This is a genomic window from Phytopseudomonas daroniae (assembly GCF_004327285.1).
Classification (GTDB): domain Bacteria; phylum Pseudomonadota; class Gammaproteobacteria; order Pseudomonadales; family Pseudomonadaceae; genus Aquipseudomonas; species Aquipseudomonas daroniae.
This window is the reverse complement of sequence record NZ_QJUI01000002.1, coordinates 208259-225775: the sequence shown is the minus strand read 5'-3', so window position 1 is coordinate 225775 and position 17517 is coordinate 208259. Positions and strand designations below refer to the sequence as shown.

The window sequence follows — 17517 nt, the reverse complement described above, 5'->3', positions numbered from 1 at the left end:
CATGGCCGGAGTGATGGACTCGGTCAACCAGCGTACTCAGCTGGTTGGACAGAATCGCCTGGAGCTGTTGCTGTTTCGTCTCGATGGCCCACAGCTGTACGGGATCAACGTCTTCAAGGTGAAGGAGGTGTTGCAATGCCCGAAACTCACCGTAATGCCCAAATCGAACCCGGTGGTTCGTGGTGTGGCGAACATTCGTGGCGGTACCATTCCGATCCTGGATCTGTCCATGGCGACGGGCAGGCGGCCACTGGGTGATCTGCAGGGCAGCTTCGTTATCATCACCGAGTACAACACTAAGGTGCAGGGCTTCCTGGTGCGCTCCGTGGAGCGCATCGTCAACATGAACTGGGAAGAAATCCACCCACCACCCAAGGGCACCGGGCGCGACCACTATCTGACGGCGGTAACGCATCTGGATGACAAACTGGTCGAAATCATCGACGTGGAGAAGGTTCTCGCCGAAGTGGCGCCGACCTCCGAGGTGATTTCCGTCGGTGTGGTGGACGTTGAGACCCAGGCCAGGGCTGTCAGCCAGCATGTGCTGATCGTCGATGATTCGTCGGTGGCACGTAAGCAGGTGATGCGCTGCCTGCAGACGGTGGGTGTCGAGGTGACTGCGTTGAATGACGGGCGCGAGGCACTGAGTTTCCTGCAGGCGATGGCGGATGAGGGCAAGTCGCCGGAGCAGGAGTTGCTGATGCTCATCTCCGACATCGAGATGCCGGAAATGGATGGATACACGCTGACCGCAGCGATTCGCTCCGATCCGCGTATGCAGAAATTGCATATTCTCCTGCATACTTCGCTATCCGGTGTATTCAACCAGGCGATGGTGAAGAAAGTGGGGGCCAACGATTTTCTGGCGAAATTTCACCCGGATGATCTGGCTTCCCGTGTGGTCGAACGAATCAAGTTGAGCGATCACTCGGCATAACGAATGAGCCGCCCGGGGTTTTCGACCGGGCGTTGGCGGCAAGATCGGCAGGCGCGCATTGGCTCGCTTGCCGTATTCGACTTTATAGATGGGCGAGGCTTCGCGAGTGTCTTCAGGTAATTTGGATTTCGAGCAGTTCCGGATCTTTCTGGAAAAAGCCTGTGGCATCGTGCTGGGTAGCAATAAGCAGTACCTGGTTTCCAGTCGGCTGAACAAGCTGATGGAGACTAACGCCATCAAGACGCTGGGCGAGTTGGTGCAGCGCATGCAGAATCAGCCGCGCAGTGGCCTGCGCGAGCAGGTGGTCGATGCCATGACCACTAACGAAACCTTGTGGTTTCGCGATGCCTACCCCTTCGAGGTGCTCAAGAGTCGCGTATTGCCCGAGCTTATCAAGGCTTATCCAGGGCAGCGCCTGCGTATCTGGTCGGCAGCCTGTTCTTCGGGGCAGGAGCCTTATTCGTTGTCGATGAGCATCGATGAGTTCGAGCGCAGCAATATTGGTCAGCTCAAGGCCGGTGTGCAGATCGTGGCCACCGATCTGTCACCGACCATGCTCAATAACTGCAAGTCGGGTGAGTACGACAGCCTGGCGATGGGGCGTGGTCTTGCCCAGGAGCGTCTGCAGCGTTATTTCGATCCCAAGGGGCCTGGGCGCTGGGTGGTGAAGCCAGCGATCAAGAGCCGTGTCGAATTTCGTCCGCTGAACCTGCTGGACAGCTACGCCAGCCTCGGCAAGTTCGACATCGTGTTCTGCCGCAACGTGCTGATCTACTTCTCCGCCGAAGTGAAGAAGGACATCCTTACGCGCATTCATGCCATGCTCAAGCCTGGCGGCTATCTGTTCCTAGGCGCTTCCGAAGCGCTGAACGGGTTGCCTGAGCGTTATCAGATGGTGCAATGCAGTCCAGGCATCATTTACAAAGCCAAATGATTCAGTAGATCGAAAAAACGGGAAGCCTGGGCCTCCCGTTTTTCATTTCATCTCCCTCATCGCGCTTGACGGTGTTCTGTCACCCCAGCGTCAGAAAAGCGGCAAGCCTTCGTCCAATTGCCGCTCCCTCCTTGCCAAGCGGCGGAAAAGCTTTGCCGCTTGAGCCTGTTGTTCTCTTCGTTTTTAGCTTATCAGGCTGATTTATAAGATAAAAAATAAATTGGCACGTGCTTTGCTGAGAAGTTTGCACGAAAACAGGCTAGCCGCCACGGCAAAGGTTCCTGAGATGAGCATCAGCTTCGATAGCGCACTTGGCATTCACGAGAAGGCACTGGGCTTCCGCGCCCAGCGTGCGGAGGTGTTGGCCAACAACATGGCTAACGCCGATACCCCCAACTACAAGGCCCGGGATCTGGATTTCGCCTCCGTACTGGCCCAGCAGGCTGCCAAGAGCAGCGGCAGCGGTAATTCGGCGCTCAATCGTACCAATGCCCGGCACATTGCAGCAGAAGGCGTGCCAATGGGTGATGCGGCGCTGGCCTACCGAACGCCGACTGCGCCATCGATCGACCAGAACACCGTCGATGCTCAGGTCGAGCAGGCCAATTACGCCGAGAACGCGGTGGCCTTCCAGGCCAGCTTCACGCTTCTCAACAACAAATTCAAAGGGCTCGTCAGCGCCCTGCGTGGCGAATAAAGGAGCCCGATATGTCACTTACCAGCGTTTTCAACATCGCCGGATCCGCTATGAGTGCCCAGAGCACTCGTCTGAATACCATTTCCAGCAACATCGCCAACGCCGAAACGGTCTCCTCGAGCATCGACCAGACCTATCGGGCTCGCCATCCCGTGTTCGCCACCGTGTTTCAGCAGGCGCAGGGCGGCGAAAACGGTTCGTTGTTCGCTGATCAGGATCAGGCCGGCGCGGGTGTGCAGGTGCTGGGTATCGTCGAGGATCAGAGCAGTCTGATGCCACGCTACGAGCCGAATCACCCGGCCGCGGATGAAGCGGGCTACGTGTATTACCCCAACGTCAACGTGGTCGAGGAAATGGCGGACATGATCTCCGCCAGTCGTGCCTTCCAGACCAACGTGGAAATGATGAATACCGCCAAGCAGATGATGCAGCGTGTACTGACCTTGGGTCAGTGAGCCGGGAGTGGCATAAATGAGCACCATCAACACGTCTGAATCCATACTGTCCGGTCTTTCCGGCTCTAGCTCCAGTAGCAGTACGAGCAGCACCAGTAATTCCGAAAGTTCTCTCGGCGGAACGGAATTTCTGCAGTTGCTGGTTACTCAGCTCAACAACCAGAACCCGCTGGATCCCCAGAGCAACACCGAGTTCGTTGCCCAGCTTGCCCAGTTCAGTAGTGTCGAGAGTCTGCAGAGTCTCAACGCTTCGATGGATACGATTCTGAGTAGCTTTCAATCGTCTCGAGCGTTGCAGGCATCAGCACTGGTGGGCCGCTCGGTACTGGTGGAAACGGATCAGGCTTTGGTCAGCGTGGACGAGAGCGGTGGCGGCTTATATGGTTCGCTTGTATTGCCTTCCACTAGCTCGAGCGTCTCCGTCGCGGTCTACGATGATTCCGGCTCGAAGGTTCGCACCATCAGCCTGGGGCAGCAAAGCGCAGGTACTGTCGAGTTTTCCTGGGATGGCACCGATGACGAGGGCAATGCGCTCGAGTCAGGCACCTATACCTTCAAAGCCAGCGCCACCCTTGATGGTACCGAAACAGCGCTTACTACATACCTGCCCGCTATCGTCAGTAGTGTAACGCTGGGGCAGGATACTGAGGAAATGACCCTCAATCTCGCAGGACTGGGCAGCATCGCGTTGTCGAAAGTCAAGATGATCGGCCAATAACCGGCTCGCCGGAGGAGTGATAGATGTCTTTCAATATCGGCTTGAGCGGTTTGAATGCCGCAAGCAAAAATTTGAGCGTCACCGGCAACAACATTGCCAACGTGGGTTCTACGGGCTTCAAGGCGTCACGCGCCGAGTTCGCGGATGTATATGCAACCTCTATGCTCGGTTCTGGCAGCAATGCCACCGGCAATGGTGTGGTCACGGCGGCTGTCGCTCAGCAATTTACCCAGGGCAATATCACATCCACGGGTAACAGCCTGGATCTGGCCATCAGTGGTAATGGTTTTTTCGTGCTAAGCGATGGCGGTTCCCGCGCCTATACCCGTAATGGTACGTTCCATGCCGATAAGGACGGTTATGTCGTCGACAGCTCGAATAATAAGCTGCAGGGTTATGGTATCGATGCCAATGGTGCAATCATCAATGGCGTGGTAACGGATCTGGTCATCGATGCCTCTAATCAGTTGCCTAATGCCACATCGTCGATCACCCAGAAAGTTGCGCTGAACTCGACGGCGTCAACGCCCACCACTACGCCTTTCGATCCCTCCGCAACCTCTAGCTACAATTGGTCTACTTCGGTCGATATCTACGATTCGCAAGGCAACTCCCACACGATGTCGCAGTACTTCGTCAAAAGCGATACTGACAGCAATTCCTGGACCATGTATGTCACCATCGATGGTCGTAATCCAGAAGATCCGACCAGCACCGTTCCTTACAATGCCACGGTCAACTTCGACGCTTCAGGAAATCTTGTCGGCACTACGTCAAACTCGACAGGGCTGACCAGCGATATTAACGGCGTATTCTCGTTGAATAACTGGGTGCCCGCGACCATCACCGATAGCACCACCAATCCGGTGACTTGGGGCACGAACGGAGCCGCCGCGAGCGCGACCGGGGTCGAGTTGGACATACGAGGCTCGTCACAGACCAACACGGCCTTTGCCGTCAACACTCTGACACAGAACGGTTATACCACCGGTCAGCTCTCCGGACTCTCCATCGGTGCAGACGGCAGCATGTTCGCCACCTACACCAATGGCCAATCCAAGGTGATCGGCCAAGTCATTCTGGCCACGTTCGCCAACATGCAGGGGCTGACCCCGGTGGGCGGTACCAACTGGGTGGAGTCCTATGCTTCCGGTGAGCCGGTTATCGGCACGCCTGGTGCCGGCACCCTGGGTTCGTTGACGTCTGGAGCGTTGGAAGATTCCAATGTTGACCTGACTGCCGAGTTGGTCAACCTGATCGTTGCCCAACGCAATTATCAGGCGAATGCCAAGACTATCGAGACGGAAAGTACTCTCTCCCAGACGATTATCAACCTGCGTTGATAGGCGCGTCAGGGAGTTGTTGCCGCTAGCGGCAACAACTCGCCAAACGACAAATTACAGGCTCCTTCGGGAGCCTGTTCTGTTTTTATAAGCTCAATAAAATCATGTGCTTATCTATTTTTTAAGAAAATGGCACATGAATTGCTTTAACGCTCTTGTCAGAGTCGCGGGCGAGTTGCCCCACCTCGGAGGAAACATGGACAAGATGCTGTACGTCTCCATGACTGGTGCCCACAACAACACGTTGGCCCAGCGTGCCCACGCCAACAATCTGGCGAACATCTCCACCAGCGGTTTTCGCCGCGATTTCGAGCAAGCACGCTCGATGCCGATTTTTGGTGAAACCCAGCCTTCGCGCGTATTCGCCATGAGCGAGCGGCCAGGTACCGATTTCACACCAGGCTCCCTGCAGGAAACCGGACGTGATCTGGATGTCGCGATCGGCGGCAAGGGCTGGTTGGCAGTGCAGTCGCCCGATGGCACCGAGGCCTATGTGCGTACCGCGAGCCTGAATGTCGATGCCATGGGCATGCTGCGTACCGGCAACGGTATGCCGGTTATGGGCAATGCGGGGCCGATTGCCGTGCCGCCAGAGCAGAAGATCGAGATCGGTCAGGACGGCACCATCAGCATCCGCGCCCTGGGCGAAGCGCCCAACGTATTGGCCGAGGTCGATCGGTTGCGGCTGGTGAACCCTGATCTCAAGCAGATGCAGAAGGGCAGCGACGGCATGATCCGCTACACCGGCCAGCAGCCGCCGGAAGCCGACGCCACGGTGCAAATCACCTCGGGCTTTCTCGAATCCAGCAACGTCAATGCGGTCGAGGAGATGACCTCGATCCTGGCGCTGTCCCGGCAGTTCGAGCTGTCGGTCAAGATGATGCGTACCGCAGAAGACAACGACACCGCCATGGCGCGCGTCTTGCAGATGACCTGATAACCAACGCGCGGCGCCATGAATCCGGCGCCCGAGGAGAAACGCTATGCTTCCGGCACTTTGGGTCAGCAAGACCGGCCTGTCCGCCCAGGACATGAACCTGACGACCATTTCCAACAACCTGGCCAACGTATCCACCACGGGCTTCAAGCGTGATCGCGCCGAGTTCGAGGATCTGCTGTATCAGATTCGCCGGCAGCCCGGCGGTCAATCCAGCCAGGACAGTCAGTTGCCTTCCGGTTTGCAACTCGGCACCGGTGTGCGTGTTACCGGTACGCAGAAGATTTTTACTGCTGGCAGCCTGCAGACCACCGAGCAGCCACTGGACATGGCGATCAATGGTCGCGGTTTCTTTCAGGTGTTGATGCCCGACGGCACGGTGTCCTATAGCCGTGACGGCAGCTTCCACTTGAACTCGGATGGCCAGGTGGTCACCTCGCAAGGCTTCGCTCTGGAGCCTGCCATCGTGCTGCCGCCGGAGGTGCGCACCTTCACTGTGGGGGAGGACGGTACCGCGTCGGTGACCACCACCGGCAACCCGCAGCCGCAGATCGTCGGCAACATCCAGATCTCCGACTTCATCAACCCGGCAGGCCTGGAAGCGATCGGTAACAACCTGTTCCTGGAAACGGCTTCCAGTGGTGCGCCTCAGGTGGGCACTCCCGGCCTCAACGGCCTGGGAACCACCCTGCAGAACACCCTGGAGAACTCCAACGTCAGCGTCGTCGAGGAGATGGTCAACATGATCACCACCCAGCGCGCCTACGAGATGAATTCCAAGGTCATCTCCACCGCTGACCAGATGCTGTCGTTCATCACGCAGACCCTTTAAGACCCCGGGGTAGGGTACGAGCCCGCCCCTCGATACGCCTGAACGTTGTGAGGTAGTGGTAATGAACCGCTTGATGTGTGTGTGCTCGATTCTCGGTAGCGTAGTGCTGAGTGGCTGCGTGGCGCCTGCCGCCAAGCCCAATGATCCGTACTACGCGCCGGTGCTGCCGCGTACGCCGCTGCCGGCTGCGCAGAACAACGGTTCGATCTACCAGTCCGGTTTCGAGAATAACCTGTACGGTGATCGCAAGGCGTTTCGGGTAGGCGATGTCATCACCATCACTCTCAATGAACGCACCCAGGCCAGCAAGAACGCCAGCTCGCAGCTGCAGAAGGACAGCACGGCGAACATGGGGCTGACCTCGCTGTTTGGCGGTGGCGTGTCGGCGACCAATCCGCTGACCGGCAACCCCATGAGCCTCGGCGCTCAGTACAGTGGCTCGCGTGATACCCAGGGCTCCGGCCAGGCCGGGCAGAGCAACAGCCTGACCGGCTCGATCACCGTGACCGTCGCTGAAGTGTTGCCCAATGGCTTGCTGGTGGTACGCGGTGAGAAGTGGATGACCCTCAATACCGGTGACGAGCTGGTGCGAATTGCAGGTCTGGTTCGCTCTGACGACGTTGCTCGCGACAACTCTGTGGCCTCGACCCGTATCGCCGATGCACGCATCACCTATTCCGGTACTGGCGCATTCGCCGATGCCAGCCAGCCGGGATGGCTGGATCGCTTTTTCATCAGCCCGCTGTGGCCGTTCTGAGGCTCATGATCATGCGTAAATGGATCGTCACTATCGCCGCCTTGCTGCTGGCCTCGACCGCTCAAGCCGAGCGGCTCAAGGATCTGGCCAGTATCCAGGGTGTGCGTAGTAACCAGTTGATCGGTTACGGTTTGGTCGTGGGCCTCAACGGCAGCGGTGACCAGACCACCCAGACGCCCTTCACCGTGCAGACCTTCAACAACATGATGGCGCAGTTCGGTATCAAGGTGCCGGAAGGCGGCAACGTGCAACTCAAGAACGTCGCCGCGGTGTCGATCCATGCCGATCTGCCTCCTTTCGCCAAACCGGGGCAAACCATCGACATCACCATTTCTTCCATCGGTAACGCCAAGAGCCTGCGTGGTGGCAGCCTGCTGATGACGCCTCTCAAGGGCATCGACGGCAATGTCTATGCGATTGCCCAAGGCAACCTGGTGGTCGGTGGTTTCGATGCCAGTGGCGCCGATGGGTCGCGCATCACCGTCAACGTGCCGTCGGCCGGTCGCATCCCCGGTGGTGCCACGGTCGAGCGGCCGGTGCCGAGCGGCTTCGATCAGGGCAACACTCTGACGCTGAACCTCAATCGTCCGGATTTCACCACCGCCAAGAATATCGTCGACCACATCAACGAGCTGCTCGGCCCAGGCGTGGCCCAGGCACTCGATGGCGGTTCGATTCGCGTCAGCGCGCCGCTCGACCCTAGCCAGCGTGTCGACTATCTGTCGATTCTGGAAAACCTCGAGGTCGAAGTGGGCCAGGCGGTGGCCAAGGTCATCATCAACTCGCGTACCGGCACCATCGTGATTGGCCAGAACGTGCGTGTGCAGCCCGCCGCCGTGACCCACGGCAGCCTGACGGTGACCATCACCGAAGACCCGATCGTCAGCCAGCCAGGCGCGCTGTCCGGCGGGCAGACCGCCGTGGTACCACGTTCGCGCGTTGGCATCGACGAAGAAATGAAGCCGATGTTCAAGTTCGGCCCCGGTACCACCCTGGACGAGATCGTGCGTGCGGTGAACCAGGTGGGCGCTGCGCCTTCCGATTTGATGGCCATCCTGGAGGCGCTCAAACAAGCCGGCGCTCTGCAGGCCGACCTGATCGTGATTTAAAAGGAACGAGACATGGATACTCGACTCTCGGCCGCCGGCACCAGCACTCTCGATAGCGGGGCCTACACCGATCTCAACCGCCTCAACCAGTTCAAGGTCGGCGGCGACAGCGAGCAGAACATTCGCAAGGTCGCGCAGGAGTTCGAGTCGCTGTTCCTCAATGAAATGCTCAAGACCATGCGCTCGGCCAACGAAGTGTTCGGCGAAGGCAACTTCATGAACAGCAATGAGGCCAAGACCTATCAGGAGATGTACGACCAGCAGTTGTCCGTGACCATGGCCGGCAACAAGAACGGTATCGGGCTGGCGGACGTGATGGCGCGGCAGATGTCGAAGATGCGCAATGTCAGCGAGCGGCCCAATCCGTTCGCCCAGGTCGATGCGCCCGTGCCCGCCGCGCCGAGTAAGCCGCTGGCCCGAAACGGAGAAACCACAGCGATTGCTCCGGTCGAGAAGTCCCAGGGTTCGGCTGACAATGAGCGCAACGACATGGCCTTGCTCAACCAGCGACGCCTGTCGCTGCCGGGCAAACTGGCCCAGCGGATCCAGGCCGGTATCGTGCCGGGCGCCGAGGCGGTCACGGCCGCTACGGCTGCAGGCACGCCAGCGGGTGAAGCGGTCGGCAAGCCGCTGGTCAAGGGTGACTGGCTGCCCGCCAAAGCCTATGCAGCGCCGGCTGAGCGCAGCCTGAACATCAATGGCAGCGAAGAAGTTGCCAGTCGCACGACGTTCAAGTCGGCCAAGGAGTTCATGGAGACCATGCTGCCGATGGCCGAGAAAGCGGCGGCCAAGCTGGGCGTCGACCCTCGCTATCTGGTCGCCCAGGCCGCGCTGGAAACCGGCTGGGGCAAGTCGATCATCAAGCAGGGCGATGGCAGCAGCAGCCACAACCTGTTCGGCATCAAGACCCATAACAGCTGGAGCGGCGATTCCGCCCGGGTGATGACGACCGAATACCAGAACGGCAAACCGGTGAAGGAGGCAGCGTCCTTTCGCGCCTACGAATCCTTTGCCCACAGCTTCGAAGACTACGTGAGCTTCCTGCAGAACAACGGGCGTTACGAGAAGGCGCTGGGCTCGACCGCCAACCCCGAGCAGTTTGCCCGTGAATTACAGAAAGCCGGCTATGCCACCGACCCACAGTACGCCCGCAAGGTGACACAGATCGCTCGCAAGGTTGGCGCATACCAATCGGTGCAGATGCTCGCGTCGGTCGATACTGGCAACAAACGCATATAAGGACTGAGCCATGAGCAACCTGATGTCGATCGGTCTGTCCGGCGTGCGAGCCAGCCAGACATCGCTGAACGTGACGGGCAACAACATTACCAACGTCGATACGGCCGGCTATAGCCGGCAGGCGACGACGCAGGTCTCTGCTGCCTCGCAGCAGTCCGGTAATCTGTATATCGGCTCCGGTACCACCATCGAAGATGTCCGGCGCATCTACAGCAGTTATCTGACCACCCAGGTGCGTACCGCTACTGGCCTGGACAGCGCTGCGCAGACATTCAATACCCAGATTCAGCAGACCAACGCCTTGCTGGCCGATAGCACCACCGGTATCAGCAGTGTGCTGCAGAGTTTTTTCGCTGCGATGCAGACCGCCTCTTCGAATCCAACGGATACCGCATCCCGACAGTTGTTACTGACCCAGGCCAGTGGGCTGACCGAGAGATTCAACTCGGTTTACAACCAACTCGCTGACCAGAACGCCTACCTCAATCAGCAAATGTCGACCATGACTGGTCAGGTCAACAAGCTGGCCAGCAATGTGGCGAGCTACAACCTCGCCATCACCCAGGCCAGTGCCAGCGGCGCCAGTCCCAATGACCTGCTCGATGCCCGGGACGAAGCCGTGCGCCAGCTGTCCGAGCTGATTGGCGTGACCGTGCTTGAGCAGGACGGCAATTACAATCTGTTCATCGGTTCCGGGCAACCCTTGGTGGTTGGCGCCACGGCCTCGACCTTGTCCGCTTCGCCGAGTGCTTCGGATCCTTCGCGTTTCTCGGTCTACCTGTCTCAAGGCAGCTCCACCCAGGACATCAGTTCGGTCATTTCCACGGGCTCCATTGGTGGCCTTCTGACCTACCGCTCCCAGGTGCTCGACTCGACCATGAACGAGCTGGGCCGCGTGGCATTGGTGTTGGCCGATCAGGTCAATAGCCAGCTGGGGCAGGGCCTGGATCTGAATGGTGAGTTCGGAGCAGCGCTGTTTTCCAATATCAACAGCGCTACTGCCATCGCCCAGCGCAGCCTGGCCAATGCCGGTAATACCGTCGGGTCTGGAAATCTGAACGTGACCATTTCGGATACCGGGCAGCTGACCACCAGCAACTATGAAGTCACCATGGGCGACAATGGCGATTACAGCGTGCGCCGCCTTTCCGATGGGGTGGAACTGGGTTCGGGCAATCTGAGCGATGATCCGCCCAGCGAATTCGATGGCTTTTCCATTTCTCTGCCGGGTGGCAGTACCGTGGCATCGGGGGATCGCTTTACGCTTATCCCTACCCGCTCCGCGGCCAGCACTATCGGCACGTCAATGACCGACGCCAGTAAACTGGCTCTTGCCGCGCCGTTGTCGGCGAATCTGACCACGGGCAACCTGGGGACAGGCGCCATCACCCAGCCAACCCTGACCACCAGGCTGGATATCCATGATGCGACGGCCAATGCCGCGACCCAGGCGGCAATCCAGGAGGGAACTCCGCTCAAGGTCGTGTTCGGTACCAGCAGTAACGGCTCGCAAAGCTACTCGGTCTACGACTCCAGTGGTACCGCTGTCGCGAGCGGGAGCATCGTGCCGGGTAACAGCAATAGCCTGGAAATTTCCATCCCCGATGGTGCGGGCGGCGAAGCGTTTTCCTTCAGCATGGACGTGTCTGGTAGCCCGGCATCGGGAGACAGCTTCACCGTCTCCTTCAACAGCGACGGTGTTTCGGACAACCGCAACGCACAATCGCTACTCGATCTGCAGACCAAATCCACGGTGGGGCTGCAAAGCGGCAGCGGTGCCAGCATCAGTGGTGCCTATGGCTCGTTGATCGAGCAAGTGGGTGCCCGAACCAACCAGGCTGAGCTGGATGCCAAGGCTACCGGCAGCATTCTCAGCGGTGCCACTGCCAGCCGAGAATCTTTGTCCGGGGTGAACCTCGATGAAGAGGCCGTTAACCTGGTCAAGTTCCAACAGTATTACAGTGCTTCGGCTAAGGTTATCGCCGTTGCGTCCGAAATATTCGATACCTTGATCAACACATTCAGATAATTAGGGGAGATTTATATGCGTATTTCCACTTCGCAGATGTACTCCTCGAGCATCTCAGGCTATTCGAAGGGTTATTCGGACATCACCAAGACCTACGAGCAGATTTCCAGCGGCAAGCGCGTCAATACGCCTGCGGACGATCCGGTCGGCGCTGCCCGTCTGCTGCAACTGGAGCAGCAACAGGCCCAGCTCACCCAGTACAGCAACAATATGAGCACCGCGACCAACTCACTGAGCCAGCAGGAAAGCACGCTGCGGTCGATGACCAACGTCCTGCAGCGGGCTCGCGAGCTCTCCGTGCGTGCTGGTAGCGGCAGCCTGTCGGACGAGGATAGAACCGCCATCGCCCAGGAACTGGATCAGATCCAGGAACAACTGCTGACCATGATGAATGGCAAGGATGCCAACGGTCAGTACCTGTTCGCCGGGGCTCAGAGCGGTACCCAGCCATTCGTCAAGAATGCGGACGGCAGCTACAGCTACCAGGGCGACCAGAACTCCCTGTCGTTACAGGTCTCCAGTTCGATGAGCCTGATCGTCAACGACAATGGCTGGAGTTCGTTCGAGAACGTGCCCAGCGTCAGCCGCACCACCTCGACCCTTACCGAGTCACCTGACAGTGGGCAGGCTGCTTACGTGGGGCAGGGGCAGGTCAGCAGCGAAAAAGGCTACAAGGAGTTCGCCGCTGGTGCGCCATACGCGCTGGAACTGACCAGCGACAGCGAATACATCATCTACAGCGTAGGTGACGATGACAAGACGCCGCTGAGCACGGGTACCTACGACTCGTCGTCGCTCAGTACCGACACGATTTCCTTCCACGGCGTGGACTTCCAGCTCAACGTTTCACTGGATCCCGACAGCTCCGAAACGGCAGCTACTCAATTGGCTGGGCATGTCTTCGAGTTGAACGTCGCTCCTGACAGTTTTTCGGTTGCCGGCAACAACAGCTCCAGTGCACAGATTTCCGGCGGTACCGTTGCCGACATGTCCGCCACCGGGGCCTACAAGACCACCTTTCCGGCCAACGGTATCGTCATTCAGTTCAACGACGATACCAACTATGCCGTCTATGCCCAGCCGCGCAAGGACGGTGATGCGCCTCTGGCCAATGGGGCTCTGGATGGCAGCGGCACCATCAGTTATGCCGGTGCGTCCTTCACAGTGACCGGTACACCGGCGGCAGGCGACAGTTTCTCGATCAAGGGCAGCTCCTCCAATACCCAGGGCATCCTCGAAACCATTTCGACCCTGTCGTCAGCGCTGAAGAATGCCAGCGATGGCGATGTCGCCGCGCAATACGCGCTGAACGAGGCGGTAGCCGCCGGTATCGGCAATATCGACAATGCCATGAAGCAGGTCGATGCCCTGCGCACCAGCGTCGGCGCCCGGCTCAATACTATCGATACCCTGAGTACCGAGAACGAAAGCCTGTCGATCGCCAATGCCTCCACCCAGTCGAGCATTCGCGACACCGACATGGCTGCCGCAATCTCCACCCTGATGCTGCAGCAAACCAAGCTGGAAGCCGCTCAGGCGGCATTTGCGCGGATCGCACAGTTGAGTTTGTTCGATAAGCTGTAGACAGTTGGATCAGAGATAGTGGCTTGGCAGATACCCACTATCGACAACCATGCCACAACCCGTAGGGCGTATTAGCCGAAGGCGTAATCCGCCGCACATTCGGCAGGTCGTGCACCGTTGTTCCAGGCAAGCCACCACGGTGGAGTTGCGCGATAAACGACGGAAACACCTGCGAGCAGTTCCCTCCTGCATCTTCGTCATCCGTGAAATCACGGGCTTCTTCCCTCCGCTAAAGTTTTCGTCGTCGCTTCCGATAAGTAATTCAACGGCGCCGGATGTATCGGTGGTCGGAAAGTAGCGGTGCGTTTCCCGCGTGCGGGAATACGGAAAGCCAAGGCAGGAAAAATCAATATCCCTCCCTAAAGCTTTCCGAGCAGGTGCCGATACAAAGATCGAATGCGAACTTCATGGGTGCCTGGGCACTGCCCACCCAAGGTCGCACGCTCAGGCAAACATCAGAGTCCTTTGGAGGACAATCATCATGGCAATGACAGTCAACAGCAACATCGCCTCGCTCACCACCCAGAAGAACCTGAACAAGGCATCCGACTCGCTTTCCACCACCATGCAGCGTCTCTCCAGCGGCCTGAAAATCAACAGCGCCAAGGATGATGCCGCCGGCCTGCAGATTTCCAACCGCCTGACCAGCCAGATCAACGGCCTGGGCGTTGCGGTGAAAAACGCCAACGACGGTATCTCCATCGCCCAGACCGCCGAAGGCGCCATGCAGGAATCCACCAATATCCTGCAGCGTATGCGTGAATTGGCTCTGCAATCGGCGAACGGTTCCAACAGTGCTGAGGATCGGACTTCCTTGCAGTCCGAATATGCCGCGCTGACTTCCGAGTTGACCCGTATCGCCAGCACTACTACCTTCGGTGGTCGTAACCTGTTGGATGGCTCTTTCGGTACCACCAGCTTCCAGGTGGGCGCCAACGCCAATGAAACCATCAACGTAACGCTGGGTAATATCTCGGCCAGCAAAATCGGCTCCCAGCAGCTCCAAAGCGTAGCTGTGACGCCTGATGATACTGGCCTGGTTGGTGGTGACATCGTCGTAACCGGTAGTGGCGAATCCAAGACGGTCACTGTTGCCGAAGGCGCCTCCGCTAAGGAGGTTGCCAAGCAGCTTGATGGCCTTGTCAGCGGCTTGAGCGCGTCTGCTCGCACCACTGCCAGCATCGAAGTGGACACCACTGCCACTGGTACGACCGCAGCCAACTTCAGCATTACCGTAGGTAGTGGCGATGATGCAGTAAGTGTGGATATGGTCGGTGTCACCTCCGCTGACGATCTGGCCGAGCAACTGACCTCCAACGCTTCCAAGCTGGGTATCACCGTCAATTTCAACGAAAGCACCAAGGCGCTGAGCATTACTTCCGAATCCGGTGAGAACATCACCTTCGGTGAGCCGAGCACGGCTTCCGGGATTGACGCTGAGTACGGTGGTATTTCGGTGGATGTGCAAGATGGCAGTGGTGCGCTTAGCGGAACGGCTACGGATATCACGGAAGGTATGATTGTTACTGGCTCGGTAGAGCTGAACTCTGCCAAGGCATACTCGCTGGCTGGTGAGGGCGTTGACGGCTTATTTGCGGAGACTGGGACTGATGTCGCAAAATCTTCTCTGACCAGCATCAGCAACACGGATATCACCACGGATAGCGGTGCTCAAAGCGCCATCGCGGTAATCGATAAAGCCATCTCCAATATCGACAGTCAGCGTGCCAACCTCGGTGCCGTACAGAACCGTTTCGACAGTACGGTTTCCAACCTGCAGAGCATCTCCGAGAACTCCACTGCCGCACGCAGCCGGGTTCAGGACGCCGACTTCGCAGCGGAAACCGCCGAGTTGACCAAGCAGCAAACCCTGCAACAGGCTTCGACGGCGATCCTGGCTCAGGCCAACCAGCTGCCAAGCTCGGTTCTCAGCCTGCTGCAGTAATCTGCAGTCCAAGCGGGAGATCAGAGGGGAGGGCCGAAAGGCTTTCCCCTTTTCCCATTGAGAGGTGATCTTTTATGAGCATTACAACGGTAAGCACGGGGGCCGTTTCCGGCTCTGCCATTACTGGTGTGCAAGGAAAGGCTCAGGACAAAGGCACAGTTTCGCTGCAGGAAAATACCTCTGCCCAGGCAGTGGATCATTCGACGGAGCTGGGCGAAGCTGTCGCCAGGATTCAGGATTACGCGCAATCGGCTCGGCGCAATCTCGACTTCAAGGTGGATGATTCGAGCGGGCGTGTAGTCGTACAGGTGATCAACAGTGATTCGGGGGAGGTGATTCGGCAGATCCCTTCCGAGGAAGTGCTGGAACTGGCTTCCCGTCTCGAGGATGCGCGCAGTCTTCTGTTGCAGGAGAAGGCATGACTGGCTCGCTTCTTGCTGAAGTGAGCTTCAACGTCAAGATAAAGTCATTGGAGGAAGGTCGATCATGGCTATCTCGAGCATAGTGGGGCTGGGCTCCGGGTTGGATATCACAGCTATCGTCGAGGCCACTGTTGCCGCAGAGAAGGCGCCGAAGCAGGCGCAGATCGATCGGCAGACCTCCAAAGCAACCACCAGTCTCACGGCTATCGGTACGCTGAAGGCCGCACTGGAAAATTTCGAGGCGTCGATGACGGCGCTGAAATCCAGTTCGACCAGCTTCGCTGGCCTGGCCGCCAAGTCTTCGTTGGAGTCGGTGGCGACTGTCAAAACCGCGTCGGGCGCGGTTACCGGCAGCTACGCCCTCGAGGTCGAGAGCCTCGCCAAGGGCTCCAGAGTTGCGTCTGCAACCCTGGCGGGCGGTGCTTCGACCCAATTCGCCTCCGGCGGTACGCTGAAGATCGAAGTGGGTACCACGGCTTACAACCTGTCGGTCAGCGCGGGGGCATCGCTGACGGATATTCGTGACTCGATCAATTCCCAGCTCACTGCGACCTCGGGCATCAGTGCCAACATCGTCACTGACGCCAATGGTTCTCGTCTGGTGCTGTCGTCCGAGACCACGGGCGCCGGCACGGATATCTATGTGACGGGCAGCGGTGATCTTGCTCAGTTGAACGTCAATGTTGACGAGGATGGTGCGCACGCACTGACCAAGCAGAGCGGCAGTGCCGCCGGTTATATCACTGAGGCAGCTGACGCAGTATTCATCCTGGATGGGCTGGAAATGACCAGTAAGTCCAATACCGTCTCCGCGCTGAGTGGGTTGTCCATTACCTTGGCTGGTACAGGCAGCACCACGCTGTCGGTTACAGCGAATACCGATGGCATCAAGGAGTCCATCGAGAGTTTCGTGTCGGCCTACAACACGCTGATGACGGTCAGCAATGCTCTGACATCGGTTAGCACCACCACTGACGAAGATGGCAACGCGATCACCGAAGCCGGTGCGTTGCTGGGTGACGCGACCATGCGCTCACTGATGTCGTCACTGCGTAATGCGTTGGTTGAGCCGGCCAGTGGCGGCGGTAGTCTGAGTATTCTGGCCCAGCTTGGGGTGACGACCAACAAGGACGGGACTCTGGCGATTGACGATGCCAAGCTGTCCAGTGGTATTGAGCAAAACTACGACCAGATCAGTAGTTTTTTCACGGGTAGCGATGGGCTCTTCAGTCGGATGTCGGCGGTCAATACGACCTATATCGCCTCTGGCGGTATTCTGGCGACCCGAACGGATGCGCTGGAGGCCACGAAGAAAGACCTCGAGACGCAGCAGGCTGCCCTGGATACCCGAGTCGCCAAGCTGGAGACCAATCTGTATAGCAAGTACAACAATATGGATGTGCTGGTTGCCCAACTGACCGCCACCAGTAATAGCGTGCTGGCTACGCTCGAGGCCTTGAACAACAAGGATCGCTGAGGCTATCTGAACTGCAAAAGGCTGGAAAGAACGCTAAAGATTTCTACGCTTGCTCCGATACATAAGTCAGTAGTTATTGATTCTTCTGAATTTTGGAGCAGG

The 17517-nt window shown here is 58.3% G+C and carries 16 protein-coding genes; all 16 read left to right on the top strand.

Features of this window, described 5'->3' with window-relative positions; translation table 11 throughout:
- Position 1 precedes the first annotated feature (1 nt).
- The 16 genes from DNK06_RS02875 (at position 2) to fliD (ending at position 17415) form a co-directional block, all read left to right on the top strand.
- The gene (locus DNK06_RS02875; RefSeq protein WP_131178537.1) at positions 2-937 is read left to right on the top strand and encodes a chemotaxis protein CheV; all 936 of its coding nucleotides are present in this window, start codon (positions 2-4) and stop codon (positions 935-937) included.
- 106 nt (positions 938-1043) lie between these two features.
- Positions 1044-1871 carry a protein-glutamate O-methyltransferase CheR gene (gene cheR / locus DNK06_RS02870; RefSeq protein ID WP_131178536.1) on the top strand — a complete coding sequence of 276 codons (828 nt, stop codon included), beginning with the start codon at positions 1044-1046 and terminating at the stop codon, positions 1869-1871.
- Positions 1872-2157: 286 nt separating this feature from the next.
- Positions 2158-2568, top strand: a complete 411-nt coding sequence (gene flgB / locus DNK06_RS02865) for a flagellar basal body rod protein FlgB (RefSeq protein WP_131178535.1) — start codon at positions 2158-2160, stop codon at positions 2566-2568.
- 11 nt (positions 2569-2579) lie between these two features.
- Entirely contained in the window at positions 2580-3023 is a 444-nt protein-coding gene (flgC, locus tag DNK06_RS02860; RefSeq protein WP_131178534.1) for a flagellar basal body rod protein FlgC, read from the top strand.
- A 16-nt stretch (positions 3024-3039) separates the two neighbouring features.
- Entirely contained in the window at positions 3040-3741 is a 702-nt protein-coding gene (locus DNK06_RS02855) for a flagellar hook assembly protein FlgD (protein ID WP_131178533.1), read from the top strand.
- A 23-nt stretch (positions 3742-3764) separates the two neighbouring features.
- Positions 3765-5084, top strand: a complete 1320-nt coding sequence (flgE, locus tag DNK06_RS02850; protein ID WP_131178532.1) for a flagellar hook protein FlgE — start codon at positions 3765-3767, stop codon at positions 5082-5084.
- Positions 5085-5280: 196 nt separating this feature from the next.
- Positions 5281-6021 carry a flagellar basal body rod protein FlgF gene (locus DNK06_RS02845; protein WP_131178531.1) on the top strand — a complete coding sequence of 247 codons (741 nt, stop codon included), beginning with the start codon at positions 5281-5283 and terminating at the stop codon, positions 6019-6021.
- Between the two features lie 46 nt (positions 6022-6067).
- Positions 6068-6853 (top strand): flagellar basal-body rod protein FlgG, encoded by a 786-nt coding sequence (gene flgG, locus DNK06_RS02840; protein WP_131178530.1) that lies wholly within the window; start codon positions 6068-6070, stop codon positions 6851-6853.
- Between the two features lie 61 nt (positions 6854-6914).
- On the top strand, positions 6915-7610 hold the full coding sequence (flgH, locus tag DNK06_RS02835) for a flagellar basal body L-ring protein FlgH (RefSeq protein WP_131178529.1): 696 nt from the start codon (positions 6915-6917) through the stop codon (positions 7608-7610).
- Positions 7611-7621: 11 nt separating this feature from the next.
- Positions 7622-8719 carry a flagellar basal body P-ring protein FlgI gene (locus DNK06_RS02830; RefSeq protein ID WP_131178528.1) on the top strand — a complete coding sequence of 366 codons (1098 nt, stop codon included), beginning with the start codon at positions 7622-7624 and terminating at the stop codon, positions 8717-8719.
- A 12-nt stretch (positions 8720-8731) separates the two neighbouring features.
- Positions 8732-9958: a flagellar assembly peptidoglycan hydrolase FlgJ gene (gene flgJ / locus DNK06_RS02825; RefSeq protein ID WP_131178527.1), complete on the top strand. Its 1227-nt coding sequence runs from the start codon at positions 8732-8734 to the stop codon at positions 9956-9958.
- Positions 9959-9968: 10 nt separating this feature from the next.
- Positions 9969-11987 carry a flagellar hook-associated protein FlgK gene (flgK, locus tag DNK06_RS02820; RefSeq protein ID WP_131178526.1) on the top strand — a complete coding sequence of 673 codons (2019 nt, stop codon included), beginning with the start codon at positions 9969-9971 and terminating at the stop codon, positions 11985-11987.
- A gap of 15 nt (positions 11988-12002) precedes the next feature.
- On the top strand, positions 12003-13571 hold the full coding sequence (locus tag DNK06_RS02815; RefSeq protein ID WP_131178525.1) for a flagellar hook-associated protein 3: 1569 nt from the start codon (positions 12003-12005) through the stop codon (positions 13569-13571).
- 481 nt (positions 13572-14052) lie between these two features.
- Entirely contained in the window at positions 14053-15516 is a 1464-nt protein-coding gene (locus DNK06_RS02810; protein ID WP_131178660.1) for a flagellin, read from the top strand.
- Positions 15517-15590: 74 nt separating this feature from the next.
- On the top strand, positions 15591-15938 hold the full coding sequence (locus DNK06_RS02805; protein WP_131178524.1) for a flagellar protein FlaG: 348 nt from the start codon (positions 15591-15593) through the stop codon (positions 15936-15938).
- Between the two features lie 64 nt (positions 15939-16002).
- Entirely contained in the window at positions 16003-17415 is a 1413-nt protein-coding gene (gene fliD / locus DNK06_RS02800; protein WP_131178523.1) for a flagellar filament capping protein FliD, read from the top strand.
- Positions 17416-17517: the final 102 nt, after the last annotated feature.